The sequence below is a fragment of the Acinetobacter sp. YH12116 genome, from assembly GCF_013418895.1.
Lineage (GTDB): Bacteria > Pseudomonadota > Gammaproteobacteria > Pseudomonadales > Moraxellaceae > Acinetobacter > Acinetobacter indicus.
Genome location: NZ_VPBE01000005.1, coordinates 67915 through 81143, shown reverse-complemented (window position 1 = coordinate 81143; position 13229 = coordinate 67915). Strand labels below are relative to the sequence as shown.

13 protein-coding genes are annotated in these 13229 nt (G+C 44.5%); 5 read left to right on the top strand and 8 right to left on the bottom strand.

The annotated features are described in order from the left end of the window. Positions 1–200 precede the first annotated feature (200 nt). The 3 genes from FTU54_RS05275 to FTU54_RS05265 all read left to right on the top strand — a co-directional run bounded on the left by FTU54_RS05275 (position 201) and on the right by FTU54_RS05265 (position 2547). Entirely contained in the window at positions 201–1127 is a 927-nt protein-coding gene (locus tag FTU54_RS05275; protein WP_075174426.1) for a DUF808 domain-containing protein, read from the top strand. A gap of 47 nt (positions 1128–1174) precedes the next feature. Continuing rightward, entirely contained in the window at positions 1175–2080 is a 906-nt protein-coding gene (locus FTU54_RS05270; RefSeq protein WP_016659937.1) for a neutral zinc metallopeptidase, read from the top strand. 137 nt (positions 2081–2217) lie between these two features. Continuing rightward, on the top strand, positions 2218–2547 hold the full coding sequence (locus tag FTU54_RS05265; RefSeq protein ID WP_168390664.1) for an MGMT family protein: 330 nt from the start codon (positions 2218–2220) through the stop codon (positions 2545–2547). Positions 2548–2599: 52 nt separating this feature from the next. Here FTU54_RS05265 and FTU54_RS05260 read toward each other — a convergent pair whose 3' ends face one another. The 6 genes from FTU54_RS05260 to carA all read right to left on the bottom strand — a co-directional run bounded on the left by FTU54_RS05260 (position 2600) and on the right by carA (position 10543). Beyond that, entirely contained in the window at positions 2600–3037 is a 438-nt protein-coding gene (locus tag FTU54_RS05260) for a universal stress protein (protein WP_005176293.1), read from the bottom strand. A gap of 317 nt (positions 3038–3354) precedes the next feature. Continuing rightward, on the bottom strand, positions 3355–3978 hold the full coding sequence (locus FTU54_RS05255) for a CatB-related O-acetyltransferase (RefSeq protein ID WP_005176296.1): 624 nt from the start codon (positions 3976–3978) through the stop codon (positions 3355–3357). A 42-nt stretch (positions 3979–4020) separates the two neighbouring features. Further along, complete coding sequence (locus FTU54_RS05250; RefSeq protein ID WP_016659939.1) at positions 4021–5457, bottom strand: deoxyribodipyrimidine photo-lyase; 1437 nt, start codon at positions 5455–5457, stop codon at positions 4021–4023. 132 nt (positions 5458–5589) lie between these two features. Next, positions 5590–6066 carry a transcription elongation factor GreA gene (gene greA, locus FTU54_RS05245; protein WP_016659940.1) on the bottom strand — a complete coding sequence of 159 codons (477 nt, stop codon included), beginning with the start codon at positions 6064–6066 and terminating at the stop codon, positions 5590–5592. Between the two features lie 92 nt (positions 6067–6158). After that, positions 6159–9389 (bottom strand): carbamoyl-phosphate synthase large subunit, encoded by a 3231-nt coding sequence (carB, locus tag FTU54_RS05240; protein WP_180046089.1) that lies wholly within the window; start codon positions 9387–9389, stop codon positions 6159–6161. Between the two features lie 14 nt (positions 9390–9403). Next, positions 9404–10543, bottom strand: a complete 1140-nt coding sequence (carA, locus tag FTU54_RS05235) for a glutamine-hydrolyzing carbamoyl-phosphate synthase small subunit (RefSeq protein WP_005176309.1) — start codon at positions 10541–10543, stop codon at positions 9404–9406. A 310-nt stretch (positions 10544–10853) separates the two neighbouring features. On the opposite strand from carA, the gene FTU54_RS05230 reads away from it, so the two are divergent. Further along, on the top strand, positions 10854–11345 hold the full coding sequence (locus FTU54_RS05230) for a hypothetical protein (protein WP_005176311.1): 492 nt from the start codon (positions 10854–10856) through the stop codon (positions 11343–11345). 95 nt (positions 11346–11440) lie between these two features. Here FTU54_RS05230 and FTU54_RS05225 read toward each other — a convergent pair whose 3' ends face one another. Continuing rightward, entirely contained in the window at positions 11441–11980 is a 540-nt protein-coding gene (locus tag FTU54_RS05225) for a DOMON-like domain-containing protein (RefSeq protein WP_075167187.1), read from the bottom strand. Positions 11981–11989: 9 nt separating this feature from the next. After that, positions 11990–12313, bottom strand: coding sequence for a ribosome assembly RNA-binding protein YhbY (gene yhbY / locus FTU54_RS05220; protein ID WP_005176314.1), 324 nt, complete (start codon positions 12311–12313; stop codon positions 11990–11992). 196 nt (positions 12314–12509) lie between these two features. Here yhbY and rlmE point away from each other — a divergent pair, with 196 nt between their 5' ends. Next, entirely contained in the window at positions 12510–13160 is a 651-nt protein-coding gene (gene rlmE, locus FTU54_RS05215) for a 23S rRNA (uridine(2552)-2'-O)-methyltransferase RlmE (protein WP_005176316.1), read from the top strand. Positions 13161–13229: the final 69 nt, after the last annotated feature.

The window sequence follows — 13229 nt, the reverse complement described above, 5'->3', positions numbered from 1 at the left end:
CTCTTCCAAGTCGTTGTTACGACATTTCTATACCGATGATTGGGCTACATTGTACGGCATAATATTTTTGAATGTCACGGGATAAGCCGAACAGAATCAACAATTGTCTGGAAATTTTAAAGATTTATTAATTAAGTAAATACAGAGTTTTGGAAGATTTCTCCTTAGAATAAGCCTAGAACACGATAAGGATAAAAATTATGGCGAGTAGCTTATTACTATTATTAGATGATATTGCCACTGTTTTAGATGATGTGGCGGTCATGAGTAAAATGGCCGCAAAGAAAACGGCCGGTGTACTCGGTGATGATCTGGCCCTGAATGCCCAGCAGGTCAGCGGTGTACGTTCGGAGCGGGAACTGCCGGTGGTCTGGCGCGTGGCCAAAGGTTCTTTTGTCAATAAACTGATTCTGGTGCCTTTAGCTCTACTGATTAGCGTGGTGGCGCCGTGGCTGATTAACCCGTTACTGGTCGTGGGCGGTTTATTCTTATGTTATGAAGGGGTTGAAAAAGTTCTGCATTCCTTGCACAAGAAAAAAGCCAAAACTGCCGAAGAAGCGCAGCAGGAATTAATTAAAACCGAAACCGATCTGGCCACGTTTGAAAATGAAAAAATCAAAGGGGCAGTCCGGACCGACTTTATTCTCTCGGCAGAGATTATTGTCATTTCCTTGGGTACTGTAGCTACCGCGGCCTTTGGTGTAAAAGTCACAGTGCTGAGTATTATTGCCATCGCCATGACCATTGGGGTCTATGGGTTAGTGGCATTTATTGTCAAGATTGATGATATTGGGCTGCATCTCTCGGAACAGGCTTCTAATTTTAAACAGTCGGTCGGGCGCGGCTTGTTGGCCTTTGCGCCAATCTTGATGAAAATCCTGTCGATTGTCGGGACTCTGGCCATGTTCCTGGTGGGCGGCGGGATTATCAACCACGCTATTCCATTGGTACATCACTTTACCGAAGACAGTGTGGAATACGTGCAGGAAATTCCCAATATCGGCAGTATTTTTGGTGCGCTTACTCCAACCTTGATCAATTTTGCTGTGGGCTTTATTGCCGGTTTGATTGTGGTGGCGCTAATTGGTCTGGTGAAAAAGGTCTGGCCACGTTCCAAAGCCTCTTAAACTATGTAAAATTCTAGCCAAGAGATAAAGATAATAAGGAGATTGCTATGCGTTGGAAAGGTCGTCGCGTCAGTAGCAATGTAGAAGATCGTCGCGGTGGTGGCGGTGCCAAAGCCGGCGGAATCAGTATTCTGGGTCTGGTGGTGGCTTTTGTGGCCTGGAAGTTTTTTGGGGTCGATCCGCAAACAGCCTATCAGGCCACCAAACAGGTGACTAATCAGGGGCAGAGCGCGGAAACGCGTGGTCTGGAAAATCCGACGCCGGAGCAGCAGGAATCGATGGAGTTTATTGGCACTATTCTGGCCGATACCGAAGATACCTGGACGCAGGTGTTTGCCGAGCAGCTGAATCAGCAATATGTGCCACCCAAACTGGTGATGTTTAATGGTGCGGTCAGTTCCGCCTGTGGCAATGCCAGCGCTGCCATGGGGCCGTTTTATTGCCCGGCCGATCAGAAAGTCTATTTAGATACTGGTTTCTTTAAAGATATGCGCACCCAGATGGGAATTTCCGGCGAGCAGAACCAGACCGAATTATCGCGTCAGGATCAGGCTGGAGATTTTGCCCAGGCTTATGTGATTGCACATGAAGTCGGCCATCATATTCAGACCATTCTGGGGATTTCCGGACAGGTACAGCAGATGCGTCAGCGTGCCAGTCAGGTCGAAGGCAACCAGTTATCGGTTCGTCAGGAACTTCAGGCCGATTGTCTGGCCGGTGTCTGGGCGCATCATAACCATCAGCGTACTCAATTCCTGGAACAGGGTGATGTGCAGGAAGCGATGGATGCCGCACATAAAATTGGTGATGACTATTTGCAGAAACGTTCGAGTGGACAAGTAGTGCCGGATAGCTTTACCCATGGTACCAGTGCCCAGCGCGTGCAATGGTTTAATACTGGTCTGAAGTCGGGCAATATGAATGATTGCGATACCTTTGGACAAGCCATCTAAAGCGTTGCATCCGCTTTTTAACTCAAGGTGAATACAGGAGAATGTGCAACTGCATGTCCTCTAGTTTTTTAAGCCTAGCTTTTCTAACCAGCACAGCTTTTCATCCCAATAGATTTCAACACTCTAAGATTCTTTTTATGTCTATTCCAGCACGTCCCAGTCAGGAGTTGGCCGCTTATATCACCGCGGTGATTGCCCAGATTCCACCTGGTAAAGTTGCCACCTATGGTCAGATTGCAAAACTGGCCGGTTTGCCGAAACATGCGCGTCTGGTGGGTTATGTACTGAAACATCTGGCACCGGGGCATGTGTTGCCATGGCATCGGGTGCTAAATGCGCAAGGGAAAATTAGCCTAAGCAAAATCAATGCGCAGGGTGAAAATATACAGGCGTTAAAACTGATACAGGAGGGTGTAGTGGTCCTGAATAACAAGGTGAGCTTAAAGCAGTATCAATGGCAGCCCTAAAAATAAAAAATTCCCCATACCCGCAGGTACAGGGAATTTTCTGGAGGAAAGATTAACGTACGATGAGTACAGGAACATTACCTTCGCCCAGTACGCTTTGCGCGACGCTACCGAGGAATAACTTTTTCAAACCGGTACGGCCATGAGAACCCATCACAATCAGGTCTGCATTCATTTCAGTTGCAGCACGTGCAATTTCACGATGAATCACTTGACCTTCAAGCAGACGAGACTCAACTGCTACACCTTGTTCCTGGAATTTTGCTTTGGCTTCATCCAGTGTTTTGAGAATAGACACACGCGCACGTTCAATCAGGTCATTGGTCTGGCCTGCTGAAATGTATTCTGATGCAATATATGGATCGAGTGTTAACACCTGTGCAACGGTTACTTTACTGCCGAAAGCTTTGGCAAGCTCGACTGCTTTGGCAACTGCTGCGTAAGAAGTTTCAGAACCGTCCACTGGAACTAAAATGTGTTGAAATGCCATCGTTATTTCTCCTTATTGTGTCATTCAACAATAAAAAATTGAGGGAACACTTTCTATTGCCTTAATCTTATCTTAGCGCTTATTTTTAAATAATAAAACCCAGTAATTTCATAGGGATAATTATTTTTAAGGAAGTTTAAGCCTTTCTAATTTAACATGTTTTTGAGTAATTAATCAGCAATTTACACTAAAGTTGAAGGCTTATTTCATTAAGTCTGGCTTTAGAGTGAGTTTAGCTTAGGTTTTTTGAGTTTTAATATCGATTAGATGAAAGTTTTGACCTGATGCTTGGCCTAAGCAAAAGTCCAAGGGAATAATCAGCAGTCTTTGAAATAATCAACCAAAGCAGCAACATCCTCTGTCTGTAACTGTTCCCGCATCTTTAAAAACTGCTTTTCATCCATCTCGTAAATTTTAAGGGAAAGCAGTTTTTCTATATCTTCTTGTGGAAAGCGATATTTAATAATTTTGGCAGGAACTCCTCCCACCACGGCATAAGGTGGAACGTCTTTTGTTACGACCGCACCAGTTGCCACAATTGCACCTTCACCCAGCGTCACGCCTTGCATAATCATGGCACGTGAGCCAATCCAGCAACCATCACCAATAACAGTATCGCCAGCAGGTACAAAACTGCGCGTATCAAACGGAAAGGCAGAAATCCAGTCAGTTCGGTGTAACTGATTACCGCCCATCATAATCACGCATTCCGCCCCAAAACACACGAAATTGCCAATATAAAGCTGATCAATTGGCTTCTCAGGCGTAGAAGGCTTGTCATGCAAATAACGCACAACACAACGCTCAAAACCCTGATCCCAATAAGCAGAATAATAAGAATAGTTTCCCTTAATGTGAATATTAGGGTTTTTCATAGTTTTAGAAATAAATTCGAATTCACACCAATGCTTAACAGGGGAATTAATTAAGGGTTCAGCCATAAGAGCAATCAAAGAACAAGCGTAACGCCATTATAGCCGAAGTTAACTCAAATGCTTAAAGGCCTCAATTGCACGAACACGACTGCTTTTTAAATCTACAATCGGTTTTGGATAATCCAATTTTAGTTGTGGATTTTTCGCATAAGGTTCGTGAATTTGTTTCGCATTTAAATGTGAAATTTCAGGTACCCATTGACGAATATAATCGCCATTTGCATCAAACTTTTGCGACTGACTTACAGGGTTGAAAATACGGAAATACGGTGCAGCATCTGTTCCTGTAGATGCACACCACTGCCATCCACCGTTATTGGCAGCCAAATCACTATCAATTAAATGCTGCATAAACCATGATTCGCCTAAACGCCAATCTATCAGTAAATTTTTGCTTAAAAACATCGCGCAAATCATACGAACACGGTTATGCATCCAACCCGTTGCAAGTAACTGTCGCATGCCAGCATCTACAATTGGGATACCTGTTTGCCCATGCTGCCAAGCCTGTAAATCTTCAGGAGCATTGCGCCATACAATGCGTTGAGTGTCTAATTTAAATGGTAAGTTTTTCGATACGCGAGGGTAGTCGAATAAAATATGCTGATAAAACTCACGCCAAAGGAGTTCATTTAACCAAATTTGTTGCCCATTGTTTTCAAATTCCATACAGCCGTGACTGTGGCGAAACAAAGCTTGTAAACATTGGCGAATAGAAAGAATGCCAATATTTAAATAAGCTGCAAGTTTGCTCGTGCTATTCAAATTCGGGAAATCACGTTCAATATGATAATACTCAACTTGATTTTCAATAAACTCATCTAAAAGTTCCCAAGCATGATGCTCACCAATTTGCCAAAGATTTTGTAGGTTTTCGCTGATTACTTTTTCTTCTGAATCTGAGTAAATATCACTTAATTGTGGAACTTCTCTTGTAAAGTCATTGTGCTGTGGAATTGGTTTTTGAACCTCAATAGTTGGGTAGCATTGTGGCAAGCTTATGCTGAGTTTCTCATAGCATTGCTTTTTAAATGCACCAAATACTTGATATGGATGACCAGTTTTATTACGAATGCTTCCAACAGGGAAAATAGTTCGGTCATGATACAACTCAAAACGAATATTATTCTTTTCTAATAGCTGTTGAGTTTGAGCATCGCGTTTTAATTCATTTACACCCAATTCTATATCGGCATGAACAGCTTGAATATTATGATTTTGGCATAAGCTTAATAATTGATTTGGCAGGTCTTTCCATAATGGAATAGTTAAAATAACAAGTGGAATATTTAACGTGGCAAGTTCATTTTTTAGATGATTCAGTTGTCTTAAATAGAAGTCAATTTTAATTAGCGCATCATTGTGCACTTGCCATTGTTTTGGCGATAGCACGACTAAGGCAATGCAAGGGCCAGCTTCGCGAGTATGCCAAAGAGCTGCATGATCATGAATTCTTAAATCTTGACGGAACCAAATAAGCTGCATTTTAAAATTTATAGAAAAATATTGACTATTAAAGCATATACATTTGCTGTAATTTTTTCGTGAACTTTTGTTTTAAAGATAATAAAAAAACCCCTCAGAAGAGGGGCTTTGGGATGTCAAACCATCTAAGGATTAGATGTATTCAACGCTGACGATTTCGTACTCAACTTCACCTTGTGGTGTTACAATTTTTGCTTCATCGCCTTCATTTTTACCTAAAAGACCACGAGCAATAGGAGAGTTCACAGAGATTTTATTGATCTTGAAGTCTGCTTCGTCATCGCCAACGATTTTATAAGTTTTGCGTTCTTCAGTGTCCAGGTTCTCAATGGTTACTGTTACCCCAAATACAACACGACCATTTTGCTCAAGTTCTTTTACATCAATGACTTGGCAAGCACCGAGTTTACCTTCGATGTCTTGAATACGCCCCTCACAGAAACCTTGCTGCTCACGTGCTGCATGATACTCTGCATTTTCTTTTAGGTCGCCGTGTTCACGTGCTTCTGCAATCGCAGCAGTAATACGTGGGCGTTCAACAGTTTTTAACTGGTGTAATTCTTTCTCTAAGGCGACTTTGCCTTCAGGAGTCATAGGATAACGTTGCATTGTTGTCCCTCAAGTTGAATATTAGAAAAATACAGCTCTATAAATGAAAAAAAGCCCGCCACCGAGAGGTGACGGGACTTCTCGGTAGACAATTAACCTTTGCTTAAATCTTGCAAACGATAAACATCCATCGGCAATTTAATGGCTAACGCTTGGCATACCGCATCGGCACCATTCAGGGTAGTCGTATGATAGACCTTACCTTGCAGGGCAGAACGGCGGATTGAGAATGAATCCTGCTGCGCTTGTTTGCCTTCAGTGGTATTGATAATGAGGTGAATTTCGCCATTTTTCAAGCGGTCCACAATATTCGGACGACCTTCAGTTACTTTATTCACACGTTCACATTCAATTCCTGCGGCTTTGATCACATCATAAGTACCGCCGGTAGCGATAATTTTGAAGCCAAAGTCTGCAAGCTGTTTGGCAATACCTGCTGCACGTGGTTTATCAGAATCACGTACTGAAATGAATGCATGCTTGATTTCGCCTTCGGTTGGCAAACCTGGTAAGCGTTCATTCGAGCCTAACACAGCTTTGTAGAATGCTTCACCAAAAGTTTTACCCACACCCATTACTTCGCCTGTAGATTTCATTTCAGGGCCAAGGATTGGGTCAACACCCGGGAACTTGTTGAATGGGAACACCGCTTCTTTAACAGAGAAGTGCTCAGGAATAATCTCGGTTGTGAAGCCTTGTGACTCCAGAGATTGACCCGCCATACAACGTGCAGCAATTTTCGCTAATGATTCACCGATACACTTAGATACGAACGGCACGGTACGAGAAGCACGTGGGTTCACTTCCAGAATGTAAACGTCATCGCCTTTTACCGCGAACTGTACGTTCATTAAACCGATAACGCCCAGCTCTTTGGCCATCGCTACGGTTTGACGACGCATTTCGTCCTGTACTTCGTTTGATAACGAGTAAGGTGGAATCGAACATGCAGAGTCACCTGAGTGAATACCCGCCTGTTCAATGTGCTGCATGATCCCGCCGATCACCACATCCTTACCGTCAGATACGCAGTCTACGTCAACTTCAATCGCATCATCCAGGAAGCGGTCAAGAAGAACAGGGGCATCATTCGACGCCTGAACGGCATCACGTAAGTAACGCTTCAACTCTTCTTCGTTGTACACGATTTCCATCGCACGGCCACCTAGTACGTATGATGGACGTACCACCAGTGGATAGCCCACTTTCGCCGCTTCAGCAATACCTTCTTCAGCAGATTTTACGATGCTGTTGTTTGGTTGACGCAGTTGCAGACGTTGAATCATTTGCTGGAAACGTTCACGGTCTTCGGCACGGTCAATCGCATCTGGAGATGTACCAATGATTGGTGCACCAGCCTCTTCTAACGCACGCGCCAGTTTCAGCGGTGTTTGACCACCGTACTGTACGATAATGCCTTTAGGCTTCTCGGTACGCACGATTTCAAGCACATCTTCCAAAGTAATTGGTTCGAAGTACAGACGATCTGAGGTGTCATAGTCAGTAGAAACCGTTTCAGGGTTACAGTTCACCATGATGGTCTCAAAACCGTCTTCACGCATCGCAAGCGCCGCGTGTACACAGCAGTAATCGAATTCGATACCCTGACCAATACGGTTAGGACCACCACCGATGACCATGATTTTGTCTTTCGCAGATGGATTCGATTCACATTCTTCATCGTAAGTTGAATACATATAAGCGGTATCAGATTCGAATTCTGCCGCACATGTATCCACACGTTTGTAAACCGGAGTCACGCCCAGGTTCCAGCGGTGTTTACGGAATTGTTTTTGTGAAATACCCATCAGGTTGGCGATGCGCAGATCCGATAAACCTTTGCGTTTGAACGCACGGATATTGTCTGCGTTTAAGTCGCCGAAACCTAAAGTTTTGATCTGGTTTTCAGTATTGATAATGTCTTCAATCTGAATCAGGAACCAGCGGTCAATTTTGGTCGCTTCAAATACTTCGTCTAAAGTGAAGCCATGACGGAAGGCATCGGCCACGTACCAGATACGCTCTGGGCCTGGAACTTTAAGTTCTTGCAGGATTTTCTCGCGTGCGCCTTCAGTACCCACTTCGATTTTTTCATCAAAACCAGAAGCACCGACTTCTAGACCACGAAGGGCTTTGTTGACAGATTCCTGGAAGTTACGGCCAATTGCCATTACTTCACCCACAGATTTCATCTGAGTCGTCAGTGTTGCATCTGCTTGCGGGAATTTTTCGAAGTTGAAACGTGGAACCTTGGTTACAACGTAGTCAATTGATGGCTCGAACGATGCAGGAGTTGTACCGCCAGTGATGTCGTTTTTCAGCTCATCCAGGGTATAACCCACTGCCAGTTTCGCTGCGATTTTCGCAATCGGGAAACCTGTTGCTTTAGACGCAAGGGCAGATGAACGCGATACACGCGGGTTCATTTCAATGATAACCATACGGCCATCTTTCGGGTTAATACCGAACTGAACGTTAGAACCACCGGTTTCTACACCAATTTCACGCAGTACCGCTAAAGACGCGTTACGCATGAGTTGATATTCTTTGTCGGTCAATGTTTGTGCCGGAGCAACTGTGATGGAGTCACCAGTATGCACGCCCATTGGGTCAAAGTTTTCGATTGAACAGACGATAATACAGTTGTCGTTTTTGTCACGAACAACTTCCATCTCGTATTCTTTCCAGCCAATGAGTGATTCATCAATCAATAACTGGTGAGTCGGAGACAGGTCGAAACCACGTTCACAGATTTCAAGGAATTCTTCGCGGTTGTACGCGATACCGCCACCAGAACCACCCATGGTGAATGATGGACGAATAATCACAGGGAAACCGAAGCGCGCCTGAATGTCCAGCGCTTCTTCCATAGATTCCGCAATCGCAGCTTTTGGACATTCCAGACCAATTTTACGCATTGCTTCGTCAAACAGTTTACGGTCTTCTGCTTTTTCAATCGCTTCTTTAGTCGCGCCAATCAGCTCAACATTGTATTTTTCTAAAATACCGTTGGCATCCAGAGCAAGGGCACAGTTCAGTGCAGTCTGGCCGCCCATGGTTGGTAAAACTGCATCTGGACGTTCTTTTTCAATGATCGCTGCAACGGTTTGCCAGGTGATTGGCTCGATATAGGTTGCATCCGCCATTGTCGGGTCAGTCATAATCGTCGCCGGGTTCGAGTTCACCAGAATGACGCGGTAACCTTCTTCACGCAGCGCTTTGCAGGCTTGAGCACCCGAGTAGTCAAACTCACAGGCCTGACCGATAACAATAGGACCAGCACCAATAATTAAGATGCTTTTAATATCCGTACGCTTTGGCATTATTTGCTCCTTAATTACTTCTTAGCTGCTTCAAGAAGTTCGATGAAATGATCGAACAGTGGGGCACAGTCGTGTGGACCTGGGCTGGCTTCAGGGTGACCCTGGAAGCTGAATGCCGGCTTGTCTGTACGGTGGATACCCTGGTTAGTACCATCGAACAGTGAACGGTGGGTAACACGCAAGACTGCTGGCAGGTTGCTTTCATCCACTGCGAAGCCGTGGTTTTGCGAGGTAATCATCACTGTACCATCTTCGATGTTTTGTACAGGATGGTTGGCACCGTGGTGACCGTGCGCCATTTTCATGGTTTTTGCGCCAGAAGCCAGAGCAAGAATCTGGTGACCTAAACAGATACCAAACACAGGGAGATTGGTGGTTTCAACAATAGTTTTTACAGCTTCAATTGCATAATCACAAGCAGCTGGGTCGCCAGGGCCGTTCGACAGGAACACGCCATCTGGATTTAACGCAAGTACGTCAGCAGCAGGGGTTTGTGCAGGCACAACGGTCAGTTTACAGCCGCGGTCTGCCAGCATACGCAGGATGTTGGTTTTGACACCGTAGTCGTATGCAACCACATGGAATTTAAGTTCAGGTTGAGTAAAGCCTTTGCCAAGTTCCCATGAGCCTTCGGTCCATTCAAAACCGTTCGGGTCACAGCATTCTTTTGCAAGGTCTAAACCGTTTAAGCCGCCAAATGCACGTGCTTTTGCAATTGCTTCTTCTTCAGTGATATTTTCACCAGCCAGAATACAACCGTTTTGCGCACCTTTTGCACGTAAAATGCGAGTCAGTTTACGCGTGTCGATATCGGCAATGGCAACCACATTGTGTTGCTTCAGGTAATCCGCTAAAGACTGTGTAGAACGGAAGTTGCTATGCAATAAAGGCAGATCACGAATGATTAATCCGTTGGCCCATACTTTATGAATACGACCAGATTCTGCGTCTTCTTCATTACAACCTGTGTTACCAATATGTGGGTAAGTTAAAGTCACAAGTTGCTGTGCATAACTCGGGTCAGTCAAAATTTCTTGATAGCCAGTCATGGCAGTGTTAAAAACGACTTCACCAGTCGTACTACCCGATGCACCGATTGACGTTCCTTTGAAGATCGTACCGTCGGCAAGGGCTAAAATGGCGGGGGTGCTCAAACCAAAGCTCCTGAAATTTAGGCTGTAAAAAAGCGAGTAGACGAAAAAAAAGGAAGGCTACTATACAACCTACCCTCCTCACATCTGCTCGCTTGAACTTAACAGCGCATTATACGCACCAACTCTGAAAAAGTCCACGTTATTGAAGCGGAATATCCAATAAAAAAGTATTCTTTTGGTGCAAAAGCATGTTTGTCACGCAATGTCACAGAAATGTAAGCATTTAATAATTGTCTAACAAATCAAAACTTAAATTTTATCTGTTTCTACTATGCTATGGTCTTTCATAATAACAGGCGGGTGAACGGCAATGACAGCAGAACAAAAACAGCCAGCGGCTAAAAACTCCTTAAAAGACGTGGTGGCAGAAGGCACTGAAAAGCTTGAACAGGCAGCGCAAGAGGCCAAGCAGCAGGTTACTGAAGCAGTCGGGGAGACCCAGGAAAAACTGCAGACCGAAGCGAAAAAATTTAATGGCAGCGTGCAGGAGCAGCTCAGTCAGCTCAAGAAAGAGCTGCTACAGAAAATTGAATCGCTCAAGGAGCATTTTGGCAGCTCACAAAAAGATCTTGGTGAACTGAAAGAGTTTGTGAAAACCGAGTTTAATGCGGTGATTGAAGATTTGAATAAAATTGGCAAAGAGCTTAAAGCCGATGTCAGCCAGATTTCAGTCAAGCATAAAGACCAGTTAACCGAAACCTTCAAGCGCTCCAAAGAACATACCTTGGAAACCTGGAAAAAAGTTGTACCAGCAAAAGAGGCGGCACCTGCTTCTGAAACCGACACCACCCTTAAAAGCTAAGGCGTGTTGTAGCGGGTGCGTGCGATGCAGGCAATAAAAAAGTGAGGTCATGTGCCTCACTTTTTTTATACTGCGTTTTAGTTCAGACATAATGCCTAGAACTGATGCAGCCAATCGCGCTTGTTATGAAAATCGGCCTGTGGGCTGCTGTGCTGCATGGCGTAATAGTGTTCACCTTCAGAAGTGTTTAACACGGCAGTTAAACCAATGAACAGATCCGACCACTTTAATTTATGCTTGGCCATGAATTCGCCCAAGTCCAGACTGACATTCAGTCCATAATGGGTGCGTTTCAGCTGGTTGAGCTCAATATCATAGGCGGCTTGCGGCGGCATATCTTCCGGATAGCGATATTCCTCAAACTGATAGGCCTGCCAGGCTTGAGATGGAGAAAGATTAATTTCACGATAAAAATCTTCCCCATGAACCCCAATAAACACTTCAAAACAGGTGTTCTGCCAGAGAAAATCCTGACGCGGATGCGCAGACACCAGATCGGGCCACTGCACATACTGGTTCGGATCACGCAGCCAGTAACCAATATTCAGGTTAAACGGGCTTTGCTGCTCAATCGCCCCGACTAGGGAGATGGCCTGAAAACGGCGATCAAAAGCACTCAGTTCATAACTTGCCATAAGGAAAAATTATTTTGCCAGATGCGCGTGACGAACCAGGTTCGATAATTTTGGATTTTGCGGTTTGGCTTTTTTATACAGCAGGGCAATTTTACCAATGGTCTGTACCACTTCTGCACCAGTCGCTTCTGCAATTGCCTCAATTACAGCTGCACGTGCTTCACGGTCTTCACCGCCAATTTTCACTTTAATCAGTTCGTGGTCGTTTAACGCACGCGTGGTTTCTTCAATGACATTTTCAGTAAGCCCTTGTCCGCCAATCATCACAACCGGATTGAGTGCATGACCGATTTGACGTAAACGCTTGCGTTCCTGAATAGATAAAGCCGCCATAAAAATAACCTGATTTTAAAAACGGCTTAGTATAGCAAATCCCAATTTGAAACGCTGTAAAATCTGCGCAAATAATCGATGCAAATAATAGAAAAAATCACACCCTCTACGTCCATTTAACTACACATCTGTACTGCAAGCGCGGCAATTTTCACGTACAATTATAAATTAGAAGGTTTTTAATATTTAGAGAGTTATGGCAACACGCATTACCAACCAGAAATTATCCAAAAGTAGTCGTGCGTGGATGAGAGAGCACCTGGATGACCCTTTCGTGAAAAAAGCCCAGAAGGAAGGTTATCGTGCGCGTGCTGCGTATAAACTGCTAGAGATTCAGGAAAAATATAAAATTATCAAACCCGGCATGACGGTGGTCGATCTGGGTGCTGCGCCCGGCAGCTGGTCGCAAATTGCCGGCAAACTGGTCGGTGACAAAGGGCTGGTGATTGCATCGGATATTTTGCCTATGGATGCCTTACCAGATGTGACCTTCCTGCAAGGTGACTTCCGTGAGGAAGAAGTTTTTGAAAAATTGTTAAATATTTTAAATGGCCGGACTGTAGACGTTGTAATTTCCGATATGGCCCCCAATACATCAGGTAATAGAGCAGTAGATCAGCCACGACAAATCTATTTATGTGAACTGGCTTTGGACTTTGCGCAAAAAGTGCTGGGGCCAAACGGACAGTTTGTTGTGAAGGTGTTCCAGGGTTCTGGCTTCGATGAATTTCGCAAACAGGTCGTCGACAGCTTCGATGTATTAAAGACTGCAAAACCGGCAGCTTCTCGTGCACGTTCGAAAGAAGTGTTTTTGATCGGACAGGGCCGGAAGAAGGCATTCAAATAAAGTTTACTTGCCAAGCCGTTAAAAATTGTGCATTTTGTACGTTTTTAAGAGTTTTGTAGGCTGATCTTC